Source organism: Achromobacter sp. Root565, assembly GCF_001427425.1.
GTDB classification, from domain to species: domain Bacteria; phylum Pseudomonadota; class Gammaproteobacteria; order Burkholderiales; family Burkholderiaceae_B; genus Achromobacter; species Achromobacter spanius_D.
This window is the reverse complement of record NZ_LMGO01000001.1, coordinates 1,459,503-1,483,144: the sequence shown is the minus strand read 5'-3', so window position 1 is coordinate 1,483,144 and position 23,642 is coordinate 1,459,503. Positions and strand designations below refer to the sequence as shown.

Genomic DNA, 23,642 nt, shown 5'->3' with positions numbered 1-23,642 from the left:
CAGGATAGCAGCGCGTTCCTGCAGCCGGTGTGAATTTATTTGGTGGGCTGCGCGGCGATAAATCGTGAGGTCGTTGCCGAGAATTTACTTTTAAGAATTCACTTTAAGAAGCGCTTTTCATAAGTCACATAATCATAAGGAAATCAACTGGTTATCGAATAAATATAGGATTTCACTTGAGACTAAGAACACACCCAGAATCGTTTGCGCCTACCTGATTCACCCAGGAAAACCCTGCGGAACTTTCCCCATTCCGTAACGGTCGCTTTATGTTCAGGCAATTGTCAGCATATGCCGACATTTGCCCTGAGCTCGACTCCGCGCGTCCACCCTCGGGAGAATTGCATGTCATTGCTCCGCTCGCGTTTCTTCGCGAATCAGCCCTCCACCCCCACCACGCGCCCTCCTGATCTCCCTGACTTCCACGGCCTTACGCTGCGTGCCGATCCATGTCCATGGCGCGCGCAACCATGAGCGCCGTTCCTGACGCCGTGAACAACCGCGCGCCCACCGGCCTATCGGTCATGGACGCAACCATGGTGCTGGTGGGCGTCGTCATCGGCATCGGCATCTTCGGTTTCCCTCCCCTTGTCGCCCAGCATTCCCATTCAGAGGCCATGTATATCGGCCTGTGGTGCGCGGGCGGGCTCGTCATGCTGGTGGGCGCGCTTTGCTATGCGGAACTCGGATCGGCGTACCCCGGCGCCGGCGGCGAATACCTGTATCTGACCCGGGCGTGGGGCGCGCGTGTCGGGCTGATGTTTGCCTGGGCGCGCTGCTCCGTCATCCAGACGGGCGCAATAGCGGTGGTGGCCTTCATTTACGGTGACTACGCGAACCAGCTGTTGCCGCTCGGCACGCAGGGACCCGCCATGCACGCAGCCATCTCGGTGGTTGTGCTGACTGGCCTGAACTTGATCGGCACCCGCTATTCCAAGCGCCTGCAATGGGTCTTTACCGTGCTGACGGTGATCGCCCTGGCCGCCGTCCTGATCGCCTGCCTGACGGCCACAGGCGGCGAGGCGCTCAAGACCCCGGACCCCGCGCCACTGTCGGGCAATACCGCAGGCCTGCTGGGCATGGGCATGGTGTTCGTGCTGCTGACCTATGGCGGATGGAACGAAGCTGCGTATCTCAGCGGCGAACTGCGCGATCCCGGACGCAACATGAGCCGGGTGCTGCTCATCGGCACAGCGGTTGTCACCGGCGCCTATGTGCTGACCAACCTTGCCTTACTGGAGATCTTTGGCTTGCAGGGGCTGCGGGACACGCCCGCGCTGGGCGCCGAAGTCATGCAGCTTGCGGCCGGGCCGTACGCGGCGGCACTGCTCAGCCTGACCATCTGCGCCACGGCGCTCAGCACCATCAACGGCACCATCATCACCGGCGCGCGGGTGTATTACGCGTTGGGCCGGGACGTGCCGCGGCTGCAGGCGTTGGCCGGCTGGAACGACCGCAATGAAACGCCGGTCAGCGCGCTGGTGGTCCAGGGCGTGATCACGCTGGCGCTGGTGGCGCTGGGCGCCTTCAGTCAGAACAGCGTGCAGACGATGGTGGCGTACACCGCGCCCGTGTTCTGGCTGTTCATGATGCTGGTGGCCGCGTCCGTCTGGCAACTGCGCCGCCTGGATCCCGATCGCCCCCGTCCCTTCCGCGTGCCGCTCTTTCCGCTGCCTCCCCTGCTGCTGGCGCTGACCTGCGCCGGGCTGGTCGTTTCCAGCGCCATGTATGCCGGCGCGGGCGCCCTGATCGGGCTGGCCGTGCTGGCAGCCGGCGTGCCCCTGATGCGCCTGCTCAAGCCCGCCCAGGCCGCGGGCTAACCCGTTCTTCCCTGTCCTCTTCGTCCAAGGAACCCTCACCATGCAACGCTCCAACGCACGCTTTCCCGACTCTTCCAAGACCGCAGTTCAGGTGTTCACCCCGCACCTGCGTCTGGCGATGCTGGCCTCCGCGATGGCATTCATGCTGCTGGGCGCGACCGCCGCCATGGCGCAGACCGCCGCCGCGCCCCCCAAGGCCGGCGAACAGAAGGCTTATGTGCCCGACGTCGGCCAGGAAGGCAAGGACGTCATCTGGGTCCCCACGCCGCAAAGCCTCGTGGACAAGATGCTCGACATGGCCAAGGTCACGCCCAAGGACCGGCTGATGGACCTGGGCTCGGGCGATGGCCGCACGGTCATCACGGCCGCGCAACGCGGACTGACCGCGCAAGGCATCGAATACAACCCCGACCTGGTCGCGCTGTCGCAGCAGAACGCCAAGCGCGCCGGCGTGGCCGACCGTGCCACCTTCGTGGCGCAGGATCTCTTCACTACCGATCTGTCTCAGGCGGATGTGATCACGATGTTCCTGCTGTCCACCATCAACGAGAAACTGCGGCCAAAACTTCTGGAACTGCCCGCCGGCACGCGGGTCGTGTCCAATACCTTCCGCATGGGCGACTGGGAGCCGGACGCTTCCGAGACCGTCACCGAGAACTGCCAGACCTATTGCACGGCGCTCCTGTGGATCGTGCCGGCCAAGGTTCAGGGCAAATGGGATATGGGCGGAGAGACGCTGCAGCTCGATCAGCACTTTCAGGTGCTGTCCGGCAAGCTGGGATCCGTGCCGATCTCGGATGCCCGGCTGGATGGCACGTCGATCACCTTCACCGCCAACGGCGTGCGCTATGCGGGCGTCGTGAACGGCCGCACCATGAGCGGCAGCGCCGCCGGCAAGGGGGAATGGCGGGCCAAACGGAGCTGATCCCCCTCAGAACCGCCAACGCAGATCGATCGAGCCCGCGTGCTCGCGGCTGCCATCGCCATACTGCCCCGAGTACGACACACCCAGCGTGGCGGATCGCGTCATCGCCACGTCTGCGCCCAACTCAAGCAGTGCCGCATCGCGCGCGATCGGCGCTCCGGCAACCGTGAACGTCTGGCTGCCATCGAATGCCATCGTGGCGCGCGGCGTAACATCGTCGAATGCATGGCGCCAACCGACCGAACCGCGCAGCGTGCCCTCGGCGCTGCCCACTTTGAAGGCCGTGCGGCCGCGCACACCCAGCGTACTTGACACCTCGTCCTGACTCTCGCCACGGCCACGCAAAGCGGCGAACCCGCCCGATTCGCTGAAGCCTCGTGTGCGCAGATCGCTGTACGACACCCCCGCGAACGGTTCGACGCTCGCCCGATCGGACACGGCGATTTCGTAGCCCACTTCGGTGAACACCTGCGCCGTGCTCGCGCCGTAATCGGCGGTGAGCTTCTCGGTGGCGCCGGCCACGCGGGCAGTGCGTTCGATGCTGATGTCGTGCCAGGTATAAGCTGCGCCGGCCATCACATTCAGCCGGCCGCGGCCCGCTTCAAAAGACTTGCCGCCGAACAGCGCCGCGCTATAGCTCGACACATCGGCTTGCGAGGCACGGTCGTCCACGCGCGACTTGCCATCGGTGTAGCCCACGGCGCCACCCACGCGCCAGCCGTTGCCCACGGCTTGGTCCGTGCCCATGAAGACACCGCTCGTGCGCTGGCGCACCTCTGCGTGGTTGCCGTCGCCTGCGATCGTCTGCCAATTGCCCACCAGTTCCGCCCAGGCCGGGAGCGCATTCGACACGGGCAACGCCGACGCCGGCGCCGGTCCCGACCCCGCCTGCGCCGTCGGGGCGCCCGCACGCATGCCGGCATTCAGATTCGCGCGCAGACGGTTCAGCGGCAGCGTGCGCACCGTGGAACTCAGTCCCATCAGCGTGCCCGCTATCCCGGCATGCGCTTCGCCCGAAAGACTGTCGAACGCCGCAGGCGGCGCACCGGCCGGCAGCGTCAGGATGTACTCATGCAGCACGTTGCCCGCGGGCAGGCTGTCCAGCGCATTCGCCGTGGCGCGCTGATTGTTCGTATTGGCTGCGTCGGCAAACGCCATGGGCGTCGGTGGGTTCGGCTGCGTGCCATCCACCTGTTTGCGGGCCAGCTGCATCGTCACGCTCTGGCCGTCATAACCCAGTGTCGGATCCAGATAGGCGTAGTTCGAACGCACCGACGCGAACTGGCCCTGGACCTGATTGGCCGTGAGAATGGTGTACTGCCGCGTCGTGGCAAAACCGCCCTCGGGCCCCACGTGCACGACTGAACCCGCCAGACGCGCGGTGCCGCTCACGTCGATCCGATCGCTGCCGCCCGAGTCGGGATCGGTCTCGACGAGGTATGTGGCGCCGGGCGAGAACGTGAGGTCGCCCATCACTGTCAGCGTGCCGATGGAATTGCCCGGCGCGATGGTCGCGCCGCTCATGAGCGTGGTTGTGCCCACCTGGCCCGTGCCCTGCAGGGTGGCCCCCTGGCGGAGCGTCAATGCGCCGCCCAGCTTGCCGGCGCCTGCGCTGCCCACGATCAGCGTTCCCGCGTGCACATCGGTATGTCCTGCGAATGCGCTGCTATCGCCTGCCAAGACGAGCCGGCCTGCGCCGGTCTTAGCGAGCGTGCCAAGGCCCGTCACGCGATCGGCATAAGCAGCGTCGCCGCTGGCATCCAGCCGCAATGACGCGCCCGCTGCGACGTCGGCGTCGCCCGTGAAGCGATTCGCGATCACGGCCAGCTCGCCGCCCTCCACGCGCCACTGCTGCTGATGGGCATCGGCCGCAAGCGACAGGGTGCCAAGGCCGCGCTTGCTGAAGCTGCCTGTTCCCGTGATCGCCCCCTGATACGTTGCATTCGCGGCCTGGTCAAAGACGACGGCGCCCTGGTTCAGCAGATTGCCGTTGATGGCGCTCGCGCTGCCCACCAGGGTGCCCGCCTCGACGAACGTGTTGCCATACGCATTCGCGCCGCCAAGCATGAGCGTGCCGGCGCCGCGCTTCAAGAGATCGCCCCCCCCCACCAGATCCTGACTGACCGTGAACGTATGAGCCGCGTCTTCGATGTCGAAGCCGCCGCCCTGTGCGCTCCAAAGAATCGTGCGCCCGGTCGACGCAAACTGATCGCCGGTGATGCGCAGCGTGCCGCCCTGGAATCGCAGCGCGCCCGCCGTGCCGAGGTTACTGTCGCCGCTAACCGACAGCGTACCGCCTGAAAGGCGCGTCTCCCCCTGATAGATGTGCGGACCGGATAGCACCAGCGTGCCGCCGCCGGTCTTATCGATGCCGCCAGCCCCGCCAATCACCGCGCCGACGTTCGCGGTCACGCCCTGCAGAACGCGAACTTCGCTACCCCCCGGCGCGGTATCGAGCCCACCCAGGGTGCCGTTGCCATGCACCGCGCTTTGCAGCGCGTAGCCATCGGCCACGAACTGCAAGCCTTCGAAGGCCTGCGTTCCTTCGACCGTGATGGTGCCGCCACCCGCGGTGTTGAATACGGCGGTCTTGCCCGCCCAGGCCTGCGCGATGTTGCCGTTTTCGTTGGTCCATTGCGCGGACGTGTCGCGCCACGTGCCCGCACCGCCCATCCAGGTTTGCAGTTGATCCGCACCGACGCTACCCAGGCGCAAATCGATGAAGCCCGGCAGACTGCTGACCACGGCCACGGGCTGTCCCGCAACACTGAGCGGTACGCCAAGATTGTTGGCGAGCAAGTTGCCGCCGTAGCTCAGGAGTCGGTAGTAGCCGGGACCTGCCAAGGCAGACGCGTTGTCCAGCGAGAGCGAACCGTTCAAGGTCACGTCATCCGTGACGTTCACATGCGAACTGACGCCGGCCGACGGCGTGGCACCCGCCGCGCCCAGTGTGTAAGCCAAGGTGCTACCCGCGTCCAACCGCAAAGACCCGGTGATCCGCAAGGTCTCGAGGGTTGATCCTGGCGCGAGCGTGCCGCCCGATAGCACGGTCATGGCCCCGACACGGCCCGCCCCGGCCAGGGTGGCGCCGTCGGCGACGGTAAAGTTGGAGCTCGTGGCCTGCCCGCTCACGAGCAGCGTGCCTGCCTCGACTACCGTTGCCCCCGTATAGGTGTTCACGCCCGATAGCCTGAGCGTGCCGGTGCCGAGTTTACGCAGGTTCAGACTGCCTCCCAGTGTTCCTGAGAACGTCGTCGACGCATTGTTGCTTCCCACGTTGAGACCCACGCCGCCCGAAGCGCTGATCATGCCGGCACCCGCCAACGATCCGATGTCTTGCGACGCTTGCAGGGTCGCGATTGCTCCGGCCCGCACGTCGAACCCACCGGACCCGAGCACATTCGTGCTCCAGGCGGTGAGCGACCCCGCCTCGAGCACGGTACCGCCCGTGTGTGCGTTCGCCTGCGTCCAGCTGACTCCGCCCGTGCCGCGCAGGCGGAGTTGCCCCGTGCCAGACAAGGGCGCCGAGAGATGAAGGTCAAGTTGGCCATTGTTGTCGAGGATCATCCCGCCATTGCCGATGACCACCTCGCCCGCCGCAAACCCCTGAAAAAGCGAGGTTGGCCCGACTGCACGCAGGCCACCGCCCTCGAAGGTGATCTTGGCCGCGCCCGCGCCTACCGGCTTGCGGATCTCTGCCGCGGAGACAAACGAGATCCCGTCTGTGGGCGAGCCCCGCACTACGAGTTGACCATTGCCGCCATTCGTACCTATGCGAATCTGCGCGGCGGAGAGCGTCGCGCCATTGCTAAGGGTAATGGTGCCCGCGCCGGCTACCGTGCTGCCCACATCAAGCACGTCCGCCACGGTCAGCGAAGACTGCGCGCCATCGATGGACATATTGCCGATAGCGGCCTGCCCGACCACCGCTCTCGTCGCACTGACCGTACCGCCGCTGAGGATACTGAGCGTGCCGGCGCTCGCCCCGCCCAGGGTCAAGTCTTGCGCCAACCACGCCGAGTTCGCACCATTGACCGACACGGTGCTGGGCAAGGCGCCCCCCGCCCCTCGGCCGATCGTCGACGTTCCGGTCGTCAGGATGGCCCCGTTCGACACCGCCATGGTCGTTGCCGCCGTCTGGCCGATATCCAGCGAGGAGGACACGGAACCCAGGCGGGCATTGGGCCCCGACAACGTCAGGCCCCCGCCGTCGACCCGGATCGCGCCCGTCATGGGGCTGTTCCCCGTGAGCGTCAACGAGCCGGCCAGATGTTTTTCAAGTGTGCCCGCACCGGTGAGCGAGCCACTGTAAGAAGAGGCATTAGTGCGGCTGAACAGGACAACGCCTTCGTTGGCGATATTGCCGGCAATGGAGCCGGTTACGCCGCTGCCGACCTGCAGCACGCTACCCGATTCCACGGTCGTGCCGCCCGTATACATATGGGTGCCGCTCAGCCGCGTGATACCCGTGCTGCTGACGGTGACCGTCCCCGTGCCCTGGATCGAGGGCGTGAAGTCGTAATCGAGATCGGATTGATTGAAATGAATCTGTCCGTCATTGGTGATTCGGTTGAGCGAGACGATGTTGCCGCCGGACTCGGCGCCGCGCAAGGCGTTGCCGATGTTCAGCACGCCGTTGCTCTGAATCCGCAGGCTCTGGTTCTCGCCGCTGAGCATCAGGGTCGAGGCCCCCGCTAGGTTCAGCACACCCGCGCCCCCATTGACGCCGCCGCCCAGCACCACCGAGGCAAACGCATCGGTGACGCCCACGTTCAACAACGACCCACCCATCAAGGTGACCATGCCATCGCCACCGCGTCCGCCGCGTGTGCCACCGCCACTCGCGCCGCCGATGTACAAGCTCTCGTCGATGTAAAGGCGCGCCTCGTTCAGCATCAGCGAGCCGGCGCCTCCACCGCCCCCTGCTGTGGGCGTGACACCGGCAGGGCCGCCATCGCCGCCGCCACCACCGCCGACGAACATCTTGCGGATGGACAGGGAGCCGTTGTAGACCGACATCGTTCCAGCCGTCCCAGTGCCGCCCGCCGTCATTCCGCCGCCACCGCCGCCGCCACCGATACCTACGAAATCGTAAGCACCCAGGGGTTGGGTAATGCGCCCCCCCGAGATCACAAAGCTTAATGCATTGCCGCCGCCCGCTCCGGGATGCGTATTGGGCGGCGAGCCGGCCAGGTTCTCCACGGGTGCGCCATCATTGCCCGGGGTATTTCCCGAGCCCCCGAGCCCGCCCATGCCCCCGCTCCCCCCGTTGGCTCCGGTGCCGCCCGACCAGGGTCCGGGAGCGCCGCCGACGCCCTCACCGCCGCCTTGACTACCCGACTTGAGGTAGGCGCTGCCGCCACCGCCTCCACCAATCCCGCCACCCCCACCGCCACCCACCACTTGGGAGAGGTCCGCCTCACCACCATCACCGCCGATGCCGACCAGCACACTGGCGGCCAGCGCCACGCCCGAACCGGCCATCAGGTTGATCGCGGAGGCAACGGCGAGCGCCAAGGGCCGCCGGGGAAAGCGCGATGCACCGTGTGTCGAGTAACGGAGGGTCATGGTGATCTTTATCTGAGTTGGAGGAGCCAAACCTGATCGTCTCGGCGGTAGGCCCGTCGTCAAACGTCGGATCTAGTTCGCCGCTTTGCAATCTGTCGACATGGGATCAACCTTGCAATCTATCACGAAATGTAATTATTTTGACAGCCACGCCGCGTTGACCGTGTGCGGCGTCATGCAATAGCATCGGTTGCATGAGAAGAGACAGCAAGCTTTCCGGCGTCCTGCACGTTCTGCTGCATATGGCCGAGCACCCCGGTCCCATGACCTCCGACGACCTGGGCCGCGTGATGCAGACCAACCCCGTGGTGATCCGCCGCATCATGGCCGGCCTGCGCGAGCAGGGTCTGGTCCGCTCCGAAAAAGGCCATGGCGGCGGATGGTCGATCTCGTGCGATTTCAACGACGTCACGCTGCGCGACATCTACGACGCCCTGGGCGCGCCCGAGATCTTCGCGATGGGCAACCGCAGCGAGTCCCCCGGCTGCCTCGTCGAAGAGGCGGTGAATGCGTCACTGGACGGCGCATTCGAAGAGGCACAACGACTGCTTCTGCAACGCCTCGGCCAGGTTACGCTGGCCGCACTCAGCCGCGACTTTCACGCGCGCATGGTCGAACGCGGGCAGGCTTTCGACCCGCAGGCAGTGCACGAGGCGTGATCGCCCCCTACTCCCACGGCTGGCGCCACGCCATCAATGAGGCCTCGACGTGCGCGATCTCGGCCGGCGACATGCCGGCTTCTTCGTAGAACCGCTGGCGCTCGCGCACCACGTCCAGGACGCGGCCGATGATCGATCTGGCGGCGGCTTCCGACCGGAGTCCGAAACGCCGGTACTCGGTCAGGCAATTGGCAAAGGTGCTGTCGCGGCCGTCGGCGCCGATATGCAGGTAATGGCGGGCCGACCCTTCCTGGGTCACCACATCAAACAGCGGCGACATCCGGTAGGTGAGCGCCCCGTCGTCTTTCAGGAAGCCCACGTTCTTCAGGTGATCGTCCGTGTTGTGGACGGCAACGTTCAGGACCATCCGCGCATATAGTTCCAGCAGGTCCTGCACGGGATTCGACGAGATGCGGCGCGCCACGTCGGCCAGGCGCGCGTAGGAATACGTGGCCTTGCCGCGCGGCCCGTCCAGTTCGCGCTTGCCGATGTGCACGGACGGGCTGATCAGGGAGGCGCCGCTCAGGAAGTGCCGCCGAGCGATGACCGGGTCCGCGCCGTGTTGAACCGGCAATAGCTCGCGGTCGAACCGGTGCGTCAGCAGCACGGCGCCCAGGTGCGTTTGCGCCAGGCGGATCTCCGGCACGTTCAGCCCGATGGCGCGGGCCATTTGCAGGTTGGCGTACTCCACGCGCTGGCGATCATAGGACTCGCCCTTGCGGGGAAACTTGGCAATCCACATCTCGCCTTCCGCGTCCCGCACGATCGTCTTGGGACGCGCGCCGCCAATATCCCAGGAGCTGCCCAGGATGTCTCGGTACAGCCCCTTGGGCTTGATGCCCTGATCGATGTCCGTCAGCAGGTCCGCCAGCGACTCCAACTGGCTGACTTCAGGCAGCCGGTAGGTCTTGCGCATGTTGGGCGTCAACTGGCGGGCGCTGAAAAAGAGCGCCCCCACGCCCATGCCGCGGCCTTTGAGCAAGACCTCGTTCTCCGTCACGCGGGCGCCCGCATTGTCGACGCGCATCACATTGCGGCCCCAGGCATCCGGCGCCGCGTCGAAAATGGCCCCTAACGTTTGATAGCGGCTTTCGGTCCGGAAAGTGGTCGTGGCGTCAGTCAGGGGCAGATTGAGCGGATCCAGCGAAAACGCGCGCGGATCGTTCACGTAGGACTGCACGTACGTGAATTCGGCGAAGAAGTGGTTTTCGTCGGTGTCGTCCAGAGTCAGGATCCCGGCCAGCACGGCCTCACCGCGGATATCCACGTAGACGAAAAGCTCGCTTTCGACGGTTTTATGCTTTTTGGCTGGCACGATGTCGACCGCCGCGCTACAGGCTGGAAGGATCGGCGCGATGCGAATGCCGCGCCTTGCCGCTGCCCCGGGCAGGCCTGCGCATGGCGTCCAGACGCTTGCCGACGCCATCGAGGTCGGGTTCGCCCAGCGCGAATACCTGTTCACCAAAGCCGTACTGCAGCAAGGCCTCGAACGCGAGCGCCAGGGACACGCCGCCATCGCCGCTTTCAAGCCGGTTGATGGTCGCGCGCGACACCCCCATGCGGCTGGCCAATGTAGCTTCGGTTTCGTTGCGGCGCAAACGCGCGGTGCGGATGTGCGCGCCAAGGCGAACCAAGGCCTCGGCCGCCTCGAAACTGGGCTCGATCTTCTTTTTCATGACGCAATAATAGCGCTGTAAACGCGTTAATGCATCATTAATGAGTCAAGCTATTGATATAAATTGCCTCACTAATGGTACATAGATGCAAATTATGCGCCATTAATGAGGCAAATAATGTATTCAGGTTTGACTTTACCGTATCACGGCCTGATCCAGCCGTAAGGCCGCCCGCGCAGTGTCCAGGGTGACGCGCGCTCCGAGCGGCAGCGTCAGGTTGGGCTCGCCGTGTCCGCTTGGCCAGCCGGCCAGAACTGGAATGCCGCGTGCGCCAACCTGCTCGAGCAATAGCGGATACAACAGGCTTTGCGCCTGCGCGTCGTCCAGGTTCGTCCCGGCGATGCGGGTGAAACTGCCCACGACCACGCCCTTGACGCCGTCGAACTTGCCCGCGGCCGCCAACTGGCTCAATAGCCGGTCCACGCGTGGCAGCGCCTCGTTGACGTCCTCGAAAAACAGGATCGCGTCGCGGGTGTCGATCTCATGGCGGGAGCCGATCAGCGCGGCGATGAGGGCCAGGTTGCCGCCGATCAGCCGCCCGCTGGCCGTGCCTGCGACCAGCTCCACCGCACGCGTGTCCGGCGGAGGTTGAATCCAGGCCCCCTGCCCAATCTGCCCGGAAAGCATGGCCAGCAGATGGGATTCAGTGGGCTCGCGCTTGCCCGCGACCAGATCCTGCGCCAGCATCGGCCCATGAAACGTCACAAAACCGGCGTGGCGCTGCATGGCCAGATGCAGGGCCGTGATGTCGCTATAGCCAATGAAGGGCTTGGGATTCTGGCGCAGCAAATCGAAGTTGAGCTTATCCAACAGCCGCCATGAGCCAAAACCGCCCTGCAGGCACCACACCGCGCCGATATCCGGCCCGGCAAACGCGGCATGCAGGTCGTCCAGACGCTGCGCGTCGGTACCGGCCAGGTATTCATAGGGGGCGTCGAGCCGCGTACGCGATGCCGGCATGATCAACGGAACGAAACCCCGGTCTTCCAGCCACTCGGCGGCAAGGTCGCTGGCGTTTGGGGCCGCCGACGCCGGCGCCACGATGGCGACCTTGGCGCCGGGCCGCAGTGCGGGCACAGGCGCGGCTGCCGGTTTCGCGTGCGAAGGCGGGGGCGCAGTGTCGCGCCGTGCTGCGGCATTCGGCGAGGCGTTCGGCGAGCCTCGCCGCCCGCCTGCGCATCCCGCCAGCCCCAAGCCGGCCAGGCACAGCGCGCCCGCGTTCAACAACATCCGCCGGCGTCCGGCGTCCGGGCGCCCGATATCCGCATACCCGGCATCACCCCGCGGCCCCATTTGAGGATTCGGTCCGACCACGGGATCGGCCATCTGGAAGCTGGTGGGTCGACGCATCAGAATCGCTCGTACTCCAGCCGGTAGCGCCATTGCCCGGCAGCCAGGCCGGCCATCGGCAAGCGCCCGATCCGCAGACGCCGCAACGCCAGCAAGCGCAGACCCGCGGCCTCGCATACGGCTTCAATGAAACCCGGCATCGGCGACTTCAGCGCAAAACGCAGGTGGCTTTCGTTCTGCCAGCTCACTTTCATCGGCGTGGCGGCGCGGCCTTCGTACGCCATGCCGCGCTGCATGCGGGCGAGGTCCGCCTCGCTCAACTGGCCTTCGACATGCGCGATGTACTCCTGCTCCACGTGGCGGCCCTCCTCCACCAGCTTGCGAGCTACCGCGTAATCCTGGGTGTAGACGACCAGACCGCTGGCAGCGCGCTCCAGGGGCGTCACCAGCTTGAGGCCGTTGAACATGCGCTTCAGGTAGCGCTGGCCGGATCGGTCGCCGGGCATCAGGTTCTCGGGCAGGATAAGGTCCAGCGCGGAACCCCGCTGGTCGTCGGCGTACATGCCGGCCGGCTTGTGGACCAGCACGGTGACCGGACGGCCTTCTTCGAGCCGCGCGCCGGGCATCAGGCTGACCGCTTGCGACGGTCCGACCCGCAAACCCGGCTCTTCCTGCACCTTGCCGTCGACGGTCACCCAACCGCCTTCGATGTAGCGTTCGGCATCGCCTCGGGAACACGGCAGCTCGGCCGCGAGCCGCTTGGCCAGGCGATCGGTGTTTGGGGCGGCCGGGGTTCTCGCGGGGCGGGCGGCGCGGGCTGGCGATGCAACGTCTTTGACCGGGCCACCCGATCGGAAGCCGGTGCTGCGCGGGCTGGCCGCGCTGCCGGCGTTGTCGCCCTTCTCGCCCCTGCTGACGTTGCCAGGCTTTGCGCCGCGGGGTTTCATGCCGGGCTTGGCCGGTTGATTGGCTCGGCCAGCGCCGGGGCCTCTGGCGGGACGGCCGGTGCCTTCACTGCCAGAGCGCTCGGGGCGTCCGGAAGTCGCATTTCGCGCGGTCCGGTCCGCGTCGGACCCGCGCGGGTTGGAGCCTGCCGGGTCTCGCTGGTACGGCTTGCTCGTCGCAGCGGAGCCGTCCGATCTCGTCGGACGTCCGTTACGGTTTGCCGTAGCGCGCTTAGCGGGGCGAGAGGTCAGGCTGAGCGTGCCGGGCTTGGTGGGCCGCATGGTGTTGCTCATCGTCCCCCCTCCTGGTGCATCGGATTGAAGCGATAAAGGAAAAGGTCAGGCGCGCCTGCGGGCGCCTCGGTTAAAAGCTTTGTCATCGGTGTTGCCGGGTATTGCGAAAAGCGGGCCACATGGCCCGCACCTTGAGACGGATGTTACGCCCTTTTCTGCTGCGATCCGTCGGGATGGTCTGCGTCCAAGGCCGCCTCGTCCGGATAGACGTCCGCCGGTGGCGGCACCTCATCGATCCAGGCCTTGAGCAGCGTCGACGTCACCGCCAGAATCACCGGGCCGATGAACAATCCGACGATGCCGAAGGCGAACATGCCGCCCAGCACGCCTGACAGGATCAGCAGCATCGACAGGTTCACGCCCCGCTTGATCAGCATCGGCCGCAGCAGGTTGTCCAAGGTGCCAACCACGATGGCCCAGACCAGCAGCACGGCGGCCGCAAGCTTCATATCGTTCTGGAACAGCCAGGCAACCCCGCCCAGCATCGGCAGGAACGGGCCAAGCTGCGCCAAGCACAGCATCACCATGAGCGCAGTCAGCACCCCCGCGGCCGGCACGCCCGCAATCCACAGCCCGATACCGCCCAACGCCGATTGCACCACTGCGGTGACGACGATGCCCAGCGCCACCGCACGGATCGCAGAGGCGGCCAGCCTGATCGCGGCCACGCCCCGCTGGCCGGCAAGCCGGTTGGCAAACCGCCGCGCAAGATCCGCCGCGGCGTCGCCCTTGCTGTATAGGATGCCGGCAATGATCACGGTGATCAGCATGTGCATCACGAACACGCCAACGATCGCGGCGTGACCCAGCAGCCAGTGCGCGGCGGTGGTCAGGTACGGTTCAATGCGCGCCAGCAGCCCGCCCGCGCCGGCGTCGGACAGCGTCTGCCACTCCTGGGCGATGCGAGGGCCGGCCAGCGGAATGTTGCCAATCCACGCGGGAGGCGCCAGCAGCGCATAGTCGGGCAGGCTCTTGACCGCCGCCATGATGGCGCCGCCATGCAACGCCAGCGTCGAGATCGCTTGATACAACGGCAGCACGATCACGAACAACAGGATGAAGAGCATTGCCACGGTGGCCAACCAGCGCCGCCCGCCGCAATGCCGCTGAATCGAAAGCAGCACCGGCCAAGTGGCGACCACGATCGTCGTGGCCCAGATCAGCCCAGGAAGAAAGGGACGCAGGACGTACAGGCTGCCGACCATCAAGGCCAACAGCATGACGATGACAAGAAGAACCCGGGCGATGTCGACAGACTGGCGTGGTATCACACGCGGCTCCTGGCGGGGCTGCCGCCCCGAATTGCGGTGGATGCGGACCGAGCGGCGCCCGTCCTGCCAGCCATCGCAATCAGTCGAATGTATCCGAAATCGGCGTGAACTTGAATGGGAACGTTACTTGCTCGGCTTGCCGCTGCGACCGGCCGGGTTCGCCGGTCCGGGGCGCAGGTAAAAACTGTGGAGGTGTGCCATGAAAAACATGGCTTTCGCTGGCGCTTTGCTGGCACTCGTGTTGAGCGGCTGCAGTTACATGGATTCTCAACGCGCCGACGGATCGCGCGCCACGCGCGCGACCCATTCCGACCCCGCCAATTACCATCGGTCCAATTTTGGCGAGCCCGACAATGAACCGTTCCAGGGTGTCTATCCGGGCCACTAGGTCCGCCCAAGGGCCAACCGTGACGAGAACAGGGCGCAGGGGCTACGAGACGCCCAGCATCGTGCGGAACCGGCTGCGGATCGCGCCGGCATAAGCCCAGCACCAGACCGCGAGGGCCAGCATCGCCACGGTGAAGTAGGCGCGTGCGCCCTCCGGCACAGGATTCATCTGCGACAGGGTCAGGAAGGGTTCGAAGCCGATGAAGTCGGTGGCCGCCAATGTGCTGAAAATCAGGGCCAGCACCGGGCCGGTGAATCGAGGGCGCTCTCCCCGCGTCTGGGGATTGGCGAGAAAGCGCCAATGTAACCAGCGCACGAGTTGGATGCCCACGGCGATCAGGGGAATAAGGAGCGCAAGCTGTAGCACCAGCAGCGCCAGAATGACTTGAGTAGGAAGCATGCGCGGATTTTAATCGGATCCGCCGTGACGGCTGGTCTACGCTACCTTGATCTATGCCGCCTTGGCCTACGTCCCCAACTGAAAGGCCCGCCAGCCGGAGCCCGCGCTGGTCAGCCATTCCTGCACGTACTGCAGGCTCAAGGCGATGGACAGGGCCTCGCCCTGAAACAGCACATCCGGCTGCGCGCGGAGCCAGTTGAAGTCATCGATTCTGCGGATGTCCTGCGCCAATACCTTCAGCCCTTGACGGGAGGCCTGCCCGAGCAGGCTGAAAAAGCGTTCCTGCAATGGGCGGCGGGTGCAGATGCCTTCTGGAATGCCGACCCGCAGCCCGATGGCGCGAAGCGTGCCGAACTGGACTTGTGGCGAAGGCAGCAGCCGCACGCGTAACGCGGGCCGCAGTTCCTGGTAGCCGTTAAAAAGCGTGGCGCCCTGCGCAAGACGATCGCTGAGGGGGACGTTGTACGTAACCTTGGCGCACGGATAGATGGGCTGGCTGGGATGCGCTTCTTGCGGCGTTTCGCGCAGTTGGTCGCCTGCCACGGCGCCAATGCGAAGATCCTGGCATAGCTGCTGCGGAAGCAGAATGTCGGCGTTGACGTTGAGCGGATGATCCATGGACAGCGTTGCCAAGCAGCCCGCGGCGCGGAAAACACGTCCTGCGCGGCGCAAGGCGTCTGCCGAGGCGGCATTGGCAAGCAGCGCGGGGATGTGACCGCTGCGGCCGCCGACCAGCGCCATTTCGCGGACGACACCTTTGGCGTCCAGCACGGGTTGGATTCGTAACGGCTCGCTGACGAGTGAGGCGGATTCGGCCTGGTTGATAGCGTTCATAAGCGGACGAGTTTATGGATCGCCATTACACAAACCAATCGTAAAAGTACGATTTGCTTGGTCGTTTGCCCCGTCATTGGCGTATTTTCAAAATATTCTTATATCCGCCGAGTTGGGCCCTACCTACGATGGGCGCATGCCTGTCAAGGAATCCAACACCCTCGCGCCAGACGTCCAGCCAGTCCCCCGAGCCCCCACGCTGCTCCTGCATCTTTTCGCCGCCGCGTTGCTTGCCTGCATCGCGGCGGCCGCTGCATTTCTGCTTTACTGGTCGTTTACCAGCTCGGTTTCCACTTACCGCCGGCAAATGAACGCCGCCGCGTACAACGCGCAGATCTTCTTCGATCAGCGCGAGTCGCTGCTTCGCTCGCTGGCGTCCAGCCTGGTCCGCAATACCGATGCCGCGCCCCCCTCCGAAACCCCGCGGCACTTCGGCAACACCGGGCAGATCAACGTCTTTCCCCTGCACGAAGAACCAAACGCCTACGACTGGGCATTGATTCTCACCCCGCGCGACCTCAACGACATTGCGTTCGCGCACACCCAACTGCTGTTCAGTTCCATCCGCAATGGGCAGACCACGTACGTCGCGCCGCGCCCCGGTCAACGCGCAAGTCTGGACGACGCCGCGCAATCCTGGATCGCACGCGAGCTCGCCATGGCGGATCCCAACGCGGCGCACGGCGGGCAAAATGCCATCACCTGGCTCAAGCCGCCCCTGCACAACGCCAATCCGCTGTACCTGTACACGCCCGTCGACTCCTCCGCGCCCCGCGCGGGGTGGATCGGCCTCGAACTCGGCGACATCAACGCGGCCATCGACCTGTCTTCCTTGCGTGGCGGCAGTTACATCCTGCATGATCAGGATGGTGCGCCCGTGCTGCACAGCCCGGACGACCCGCAAATCCTGGCGGGCTTGAGCCGGCACGCCGGACGCGAGGACGCGTTCGGCTGGTGGGGCCCGGGCCTCTTGCCCCGCTACGTCGTTCTCAGCAAATCGGTCGGCGAAGACGGCTGGCGGCTTGTCTACTACACGCCGGTCAGCCGGATCCTGGGCGACGCCGCCTACGCCATCCAGGCCACGCTGGGCGGTGCGCTCCTGCTTTGCGCGGCCGTCATCTTCGGCATACGGTACATCCGCAAGAAACTCGTCGCCCCCGCCTTGCGCCAATACGAAGCCCTGGCCGAAAGCGTTTCGCTGAATCGAAGACTGGTCGAAGTCGCGCCCGTGGGTCTGTGCCTCTTGCGCCGTGCCGACGGCATGCCGCTGCTGTCAAACGAACTCGCGCGGGATTGGCTGCTGGAAGATCCGTCGCTGTTGGCCCGGCTGCTGTCCGAAGACGGCCATTGCACCGAACGCGAGTACGCCCTGGACGACGGCCGGTGCCTCTACCTGACGTTCGCCCCGATCACCTACCGCGCCGAGGACGTCATCCTCTGCGGCATCAACGACATCACCGCGTTCAAGCGGGTCGAGCATTCCATTACCCAGGCAAAGCTGCACGCCGACGCCGCGAACCACGCAAAGACGGTGTTCCTGACCACCATGAGCCACGAGATCCGGACGCCGCTGTTCGGCATTCTTGGCACGCTCGAGTTGCTTGGCCTTACCGCCATGGACAGCCAGCAGCAGCAATACCTGCAAACGATGCAGCAGTCTTCGGCAACCTTGCTCAGCTCCATCAACGACACGCTCGACCTGTCGCGCATCGAGGCCGGCTACCTGAAGCTCGAAACCTCGGAGTTTTCGCCGGTTCAGTTGCTGGATAGCGTGATCGGAACCTATGCGGCGCGCGCCGACGCCAAGGGACTGCTCCTGCACGCCCTGGCCGACGTGGCAGCGCCGGCGCGGGTCCTGGGCGACGCCACCCGCGTTCGCCAGATCCTCAACAATCTCGTCAACAACGCCATCAAGTACACCGGTTCGGGCCAGGTGGTGTTGCGCCTGCAAATACTCGGCCAGGATGCGCATTTCGCCACCTTGAAGTTCCAGGTGGCGGATACCGGCATGGGCATCTCGGCGAAGCACCACGCGCGCCTCTTCGAGCCCTACTACCGTGCTGAAACCGGTTCCAACCAGAATGTCCATGGCACCGGTCTCGGGCTTGCCATATGCCGGCGGCTGTCAGAGATGATGAGCGGAACACTCAGCGCCGTCAGCGAACCCGGCCTGGGCACCAGCATGTCGCTCATCCTGACCCTGCCGCGGGTCAACGGCGCACATGCGGACCTGGGCGTACGGCTGGATCCCAGGCCGGTCTTCGTGCGGGGCGCCAACAACGAGCTGGTCGCCAATCTGTGCCAATGGTTGCGTCACTGCGGCGCGTTGGCAATGCCCTACAAGGCCACCTTGCATGGCCGGCGCCAAGGCGGCGTCCTGGTGGAAACCTGGTCACGCGATCTGACGCCGGCCGCCTGGAGCGGCGCCCGGGTGTTTGCACAACCGCCGGGCGTCCAGCCGCGGCCTACTCGAAACACCTGGACGGCCGACAGCCATAGCCTGGCCAGCATCATCGCGGCAGTCCGCCTGGCGCAGGACAGCGTCGCCACCAAGGCGCCAGCCGCGCTGGAGCCGTCGCGCGACGCGCTCGACATGCACCTGCTCGTCGTCGAGGACAACCCGGTCAGCCGGCAGATCTTGAGAGAACAGCTTGAACACCTGGGCTGCACGGTGGTCATGGCGGCAGACGGCAACGACGCGTTGGCCCTGCCCGAACTTCCTGATTTCGACGCCATCCTGACTGACCTGCACATGCCCGAGCTGGATGGCTACGCCCTCACCCGCGCACTGCGACGGCAGGGCTACACCCGACCGATCGTGGGCATCACCGCCAGTGCATTCACCGAGGACTTGCAGCGCAGCAAGGAAGCCGGTATGAACACCGTGCTGCTCAAGCCGTTGCCAATCGCCGCGTTGTGCCAGGCGCTAATGCCCTTCAAGGAAGCCGCATGACGAGAAAGCTGTCGGAGTACCGGGTCCTGATCGTGGACGATCATCCGTTTCAATGCGTTCACCTCGCCGATCAGCTCGCGTCGGCCGGATTTGGCCCGGCAGACGTGGCGCCATCCGCCGAGACCGCCCTGGCCAAGATCGCGCGGCAGCCGTATCACCTGGTGCTGATCGACCTGAACATGGCCGGCATGGATGGCGTGCAGTTCATCGACCGGCTCGCCCGGCAGCAACGCCCTCCCAGGCTGGCAATCGTGTCGGCCTGTCTACCCCGCATCATCAACAGCGTCGCCATGATGGCCAAGGAAAAGGGGCTTGCCGTGCTGGGCTCATTTTCCAAGCCCTTTACCCCGCACCACGCCTCCCAACTGGCCAGCCTGCTTTGCCGCGACCAGCTGGCGCCACCGCGCGTCCGGCGCCTGACGAGCCCCGCGCTGGACCGAGCCTCGATCGAGGACGCGCTGCAACAAGGGCACCTGCAAGCCTGGTTCCAACCCAAGCAATCGCTCACCAGCGGGCGAATCGTCGGCGCCGAAGCGCTTGCGCGGTGGCTGCACCCGGCATTAGGCTGCCTGTCGCCCGATACGTTTCTCGCCGCCGTGCGCGGGCACGGGCTGGACAAGGCGTTGCTGCGGCGCATCCTTGAAGACGCCCTGAACGCGCACCTGAACTGGCGCCGGATAGGCTTTCGAGTACCCGTTTCCGTCAACCTGCCCACTCAGTTTCTGGACGACCCGGATCTGCCTGACGAACTCGAGGACCTGGTGGTAAATAAGGGGGTGGCGGCGCCCGAAATCACCTTCGAGCTACTCGAGGACGAGACACCGGCCATACAAGGCCAATACTATATGGGGGCCAGCCGGTTGCGATTGAAGGGTTTCGGGTTGGCGCAGGACGACTTTGGCCGAGGTTACAGCTCCATGTACAGCCTGATTTCGACGCCATTCACCGAACTGAAGATCGATCGCGCCTTTGTCAGCGGCGCGGCCCATGACGAAAGCCAGGCGGCAGCGCTCGTGTCGTCCGTGCAGCTTGGCCGGCAACTGGGCTTGCAGGTGACCGCCGAAGGCGTCGAGACGGCCCACGACCTTGCTTTTCTTGGGCGCATCGGTTGCGACTGCGCACAAGGGTATTTCATTTCGGCCGCCGTCGGCCCCGATCGCTTCAGCCAGCTTCTCGCCAGCGCGCGGCAGGCCACGAACCCTGTGCAACGGTAAGAGCCGGCCATGCGAAAGCCCGATACTCCGTTTGCCCGGATCACCCGCACGTCTCGCTGGCTGAATTTTGCCCTGTTCGGCATCCTGCCCTTTGCGCTGGTCCTGATTGGCGCGCTTTATTGGGGACTGAACCGCATCGTCGATCAGGAGCGCGATCGCCTCAAGCTCGATTTCTCCATCCTGGTCGGCTACATCCAGGCGCAGGAGCAATTCCTGGGCAAGCTTCGGGCCCACAACGCGTCGCTCCCCGCCGAAAGCCTGTCTACGACGATCAACCTGCATGCGACCGATGTGCCGGAGCGCTTCGGCATGCAGCTCTTCGAAGGACAGCACACCTATGCGGAAATGGCGTTCTCGCTGGCGTGCGAGCAGGCGTCGGACTGCCCTACCGCCGGACGCCGGCTAGCAAACCTGGGCGGTTTCGTGGCCGACTTCTATTCAAGCTTCTGGGCGGCGTCGTACTACCCCGCCTCCACGATCTTCCTGGTCAACCAGGCTGACAGCATCAGCATGAGCGTGCCTGCCGTCGGCGCGGTGTCGGGGTATGAGCGCCTGAGCCCCGCCGCTTTCCTGGCCGTCACGGACGCGGTCAGAACGGAATTGCGCCGTCTGCAGACGGTGCGCCAACGTCTCATCGAGCAAGATCTTCCCGGAAATCGCGAAACGCCGGGATCCAAGCGCGTGCATTGGTTCCGGTCGGAGGCACTTGCCGGCAGCATGCTGGGCATCATCTACGCCGACATGCCGCAGTCGGTCTGGTCCACGGGACAGGACGGAACGTCCGCCGTCTACGCGACCACGCAATTCAATCACCAGCGGATCAACATCTTTGAAAAGACGCTGCGCAAGCCGCTGCATGGCGGATTCTGGCTGACCCACCGCAGCGAAGGGCTGCTGCTGGGCGAGCCTCCTGGCCCGGCCGCGTCCAAGGACGGCCTTGAATACACGGCAGAAGGCATCGTTCTGCGCATCACGGACCCGTCGGGCGTGTGGACCGGCACCTATCGCGTGAGTTATGGCGCTTTCTTCCAGGACAACCTCTGGCTCCCGGCCATCGCCGGCCTGCTGCTGTTGCTCAGTCTTGGCACCGGCATCGTGTCCTCGCGCTGGTACAGCCGCCACGTCATTGCCCCGGCGTCAAACGCCCAACGCGACATCGTCGAAAAGGAAGAATTCAGCCGCACGTTAATCGAGACCGCGCCCGTGGCGCTGTGCGTGCTGGCGCGACCCGGGGGTGAAGTCGTTTTTGGCAACAGCCTGGCGCTGCAATGGCTGGGCGCCGAGGCCGGCCGGGAACTGGACAATTCGCCGCAGACCAACCTGTTCCTGCGGCAGGTGCTCGGGGCGGCCGGCCCGGGCACGATTGCAAGCTTCCAGTCCACGGATGGACGTCCGTTGTACGTGGCTTATGCGCCCACCCGCTACAACCACCAGGACGTCGTGCTGTGTGCTTTTTCCGACATCAGCGCCCGCGCCGTGATCGAGCAGGCGCTGACAGACGCCAAGCGCGAAGCGGACAAGGCCAGCGAAGCCAAGTCCACCTTCCTGGCCACGATGAGCCACGAAATCCGGACGCCGCTCTATGGGGTGCTGGGCACGTTGCAACTACTGAGCCTCACCACGCTGGACGAGGTACAGCGCCAGCACCTGGAGCGCATGCAAAGTTCGTCGGCGATCCTCTTGCAGCTCATCAGCGATGTCCTGGACATCACCAAGATCGAAGCCGGACAGCTCGCGCTGGAATTTTCGGATTTCAATCCGCGCGAGCTGGTGGAAGAATGCACCAACTCCTACGCGGCGATGGCCGAACAGAAGGGGCTGCTGCTCTTTTGCTGCGTGGACGTCGCCGTGCCCGAATGGATGACGGGCGACGCGGTGCGCATCCGCCAGATCCTCAGCAACCTGCTCAGCAATGCCATCAAGTTCAGCGATTCCGGGCACGTGATCGTGCGGCTGACGGTGGCGCAAACGTTGGCCGACAAAACGCATCTACGGCTGCAGGTGGTCGACACGGGCATAGGCATTCCCAAGGAAGGACAGGCGCAGCTCTTTGTTCCCTTCTATCAGATCGACAGCGGCTCGCATACGGTGCGCGGCGCCGGCATCGGCCTATCCATCTGCGCGCGCCTGGCCGGGCTGATGGGCACCAGCATCCATGTCACCAGCGAGCTTGGGCTGGGCAGCAGCTTCTCGCTGGATCTGCCGCTGCAAGTGGCGACGGGCCAGCCTGCCAGTCCGCCCGATCTGAGCAACCTGTGCGTCCATGTCCGAAGCCCGCACCACGAACTATCCGACAACGTCTGCCAATGGCTCAAGCGCTGGGGCGCCAAGGCGGTTCCCGCGCCCTCTCCCCTGCCCGCTGGCGCGCCCGACGACATCCTGGTGGACGTGCTGTATCCCGGCAGCGGCAACCTCCACGACTGGCCCGGCCACCATGTGCTGGCCAGCGCTAGCGCCAAGCCGCCCACCGCCCGTACCGTGCGGGTCATCACCAGCGTCGAGCACATTGCCGCCGGCATGCTGGCCGCGATTCGCGGAGAACATGCATTGACCCCGGAAACCGACATCGGCGCCTTTGCCCCGCTGGGCCTGTCGATCCTGGTCGCCGAAGATAACCCGATCAATCAAGCGACCTTGCAGCACCAGCTTGAACAACTCGGGTGCGAGGTCACCGTGGCGTCAGACGGCGCGGAAGCGCTGATGCTGTGGGGGCTTACGCGTTACGACGTGGTTCTGACCGACGTGAACATGCCACGCATGAACGGCTATGAACTCGTGAAAGCGTTGCGGGCCCAGGGCGCCACCATTCCCGTCATCGGTGTCACCGCCAATGCCATGCGCGAAGAAGAAGAGCGTTGCCTGGCTGCGGGCATGACGTCGTGGCTGGTCAAGCCGATCAGTCTATCCACGTTGCGCCGGCATCTGCAGGGAACCGGCACGCCATCGGCCGACATTGCCGAAGCCGCGGCGCAGCCGCGGGCATCCCGGCAACCCGATCCCGCGCCGGCCGTCCCGGAAAAATACCGCGCACTGTTCGTCAGCACGATGGAAACCGACATCGCGCAGATGGTCCGGGCTCTGGAGATGAACGACCAGCGCCTGCTCGGCCGCACGCTGCATCGGATGCGCGGCGCGTTGAGCGTCATGCAGATGACAGCCATTACCGAACGTCTGGAGGCGTTGGAAGACCAGTTGCGCAACGCGGGCCTGGGCTCAGCGGCCCAGGCGGAGGGCCACGCGGTTGTGAGACTGCTGCGCGACACGCTGGCGAAGCTCTAGCCTACAAAATTTAGCCTTCGATCAGTCCGCTTGTTGGGATGGCGGCGACGGGCTTTCGAAGCTTGTCTATGTATCAGGTGTGTTGCCGACGGTAGATTCTGCGGCTTTCGCAATAGCCCTGGCAGCCC

The 23,642-nt window shown here is 65.2% G+C and carries 15 protein-coding genes; 7 read left to right on the top strand and 8 right to left on the bottom strand.

Going from position 1 to position 23,642, the window contains the following annotated elements; genetic code table 11:
- Positions 1-455: 455 nt before the first annotated feature.
- Together ASD71_RS06550 and ASD71_RS06545 are read left to right on the top strand one after the other, a co-directional pair.
- Positions 456-1,820 carry an APC family permease gene (locus tag ASD71_RS06550; RefSeq protein ID WP_056566498.1) on the top strand — a complete coding sequence of 455 codons (1,365 nt, stop codon included), beginning with the start codon at positions 456-458 and terminating at the stop codon, positions 1,818-1,820.
- A 166-nt stretch (positions 1,821-1,986) separates the two neighbouring features.
- A complete protein-coding gene (locus tag ASD71_RS06545; protein WP_369818960.1) occupies positions 1,987-2,745 on the top strand; it encodes a cyclopropane-fatty-acyl-phospholipid synthase family protein in 759 nt (252 codons plus the stop codon).
- Positions 2,746-2,751: 6 nt separating this feature from the next.
- On the opposite strand, the gene ASD71_RS06540 is transcribed toward ASD71_RS06545, so the two are convergent.
- Entirely contained in the window at positions 2,752-8,313 is a 5,562-nt protein-coding gene (locus tag ASD71_RS06540) for an autotransporter domain-containing protein (RefSeq protein WP_156395091.1), read from the bottom strand.
- 194 nt (positions 8,314-8,507) lie between these two features.
- Between ASD71_RS06540 and ASD71_RS06535 the strand changes: the two genes are divergently transcribed.
- On the top strand, positions 8,508-8,972 hold the full coding sequence (locus ASD71_RS06535) for an Rrf2 family transcriptional regulator (protein ID WP_056561314.1): 465 nt from the start codon (positions 8,508-8,510) through the stop codon (positions 8,970-8,972).
- Positions 8,973-8,979: 7 nt separating this feature from the next.
- On the opposite strand, the gene ASD71_RS06530 is transcribed toward ASD71_RS06535, so the two are convergent.
- The 5 genes from ASD71_RS06530 to ydiK form a co-directional block, all read right to left on the bottom strand.
- Entirely contained in the window at positions 8,980-10,287 is a 1,308-nt protein-coding gene (locus tag ASD71_RS06530) for a type II toxin-antitoxin system HipA family toxin (RefSeq protein WP_235512032.1), read from the bottom strand.
- Positions 10,288-10,303: 16 nt separating this feature from the next.
- Positions 10,304-10,648, bottom strand: a complete 345-nt coding sequence (locus ASD71_RS06525; RefSeq protein ID WP_056561312.1) for a helix-turn-helix transcriptional regulator — start codon at positions 10,646-10,648, stop codon at positions 10,304-10,306.
- A gap of 135 nt (positions 10,649-10,783) precedes the next feature.
- Positions 10,784-11,725, bottom strand: coding sequence for an LD-carboxypeptidase (locus ASD71_RS06520; protein ID WP_056561310.1), 942 nt, complete (start codon positions 11,723-11,725; stop codon positions 10,784-10,786).
- Between the two features lie 272 nt (positions 11,726-11,997).
- The gene (locus ASD71_RS06515) at positions 11,998-12,885 is read right to left on the bottom strand and encodes an RNA pseudouridine synthase (protein WP_082578808.1); all 888 of its coding nucleotides are present in this window, start codon (positions 12,883-12,885) and stop codon (positions 11,998-12,000) included.
- Positions 12,886-13,319: 434 nt separating this feature from the next.
- Positions 13,320-14,447 carry an AI-2E family transporter YdiK gene (gene ydiK, locus ASD71_RS06510; RefSeq protein WP_255357166.1) on the bottom strand — a complete coding sequence of 376 codons (1,128 nt, stop codon included), beginning with the start codon at positions 14,445-14,447 and terminating at the stop codon, positions 13,320-13,322.
- 199 nt (positions 14,448-14,646) lie between these two features.
- Between ydiK and ASD71_RS06505 the strand changes: the two genes are divergently transcribed.
- The gene (locus ASD71_RS06505) at positions 14,647-14,835 is read left to right on the top strand and encodes a hypothetical protein (RefSeq protein ID WP_056561306.1); all 189 of its coding nucleotides are present in this window, start codon (positions 14,647-14,649) and stop codon (positions 14,833-14,835) included.
- A 42-nt stretch (positions 14,836-14,877) separates the two neighbouring features.
- On the opposite strand, the gene ASD71_RS06500 is transcribed toward ASD71_RS06505, so the two are convergent.
- Together ASD71_RS06500 and ASD71_RS06495 are read right to left on the bottom strand one after the other, a co-directional pair.
- The gene (locus ASD71_RS06500) at positions 14,878-15,234 is read right to left on the bottom strand and encodes a hypothetical protein (RefSeq protein ID WP_056561304.1); all 357 of its coding nucleotides are present in this window, start codon (positions 15,232-15,234) and stop codon (positions 14,878-14,880) included.
- A 66-nt stretch (positions 15,235-15,300) separates the two neighbouring features.
- Entirely contained in the window at positions 15,301-16,068 is a 768-nt protein-coding gene (locus ASD71_RS06495) for a hypothetical protein (RefSeq protein WP_056561301.1), read from the bottom strand.
- Positions 16,069-16,204: 136 nt separating this feature from the next.
- On the opposite strand from ASD71_RS06495, the gene ASD71_RS06490 reads away from it, so the two are divergent.
- The 3 genes from ASD71_RS06490 to ASD71_RS06480 are packed head-to-tail and all read left to right on the top strand — an operon-like array spanning position 16,205 to position 23,514.
- A complete protein-coding gene (locus ASD71_RS06490) occupies positions 16,205-19,021 on the top strand; it encodes an ATP-binding protein (RefSeq protein ID WP_200949361.1) in 2,817 nt (938 codons plus the stop codon).
- Positions 19,018-20,235: an EAL domain-containing protein gene (locus ASD71_RS06485; protein ID WP_056561299.1), complete on the top strand. Its 1,218-nt coding sequence runs from the start codon at positions 19,018-19,020 to the stop codon at positions 20,233-20,235. Before ASD71_RS06490 ends, ASD71_RS06485 begins: the two co-directional genes overlap by 4 nt.
- Before the next feature lie 9 nt (positions 20,236-20,244).
- Entirely contained in the window at positions 20,245-23,514 is a 3,270-nt protein-coding gene (locus ASD71_RS06480) for a hybrid sensor histidine kinase/response regulator (RefSeq protein WP_056561297.1), read from the top strand.
- Positions 23,515-23,642 lie beyond the last annotated feature (128 nt).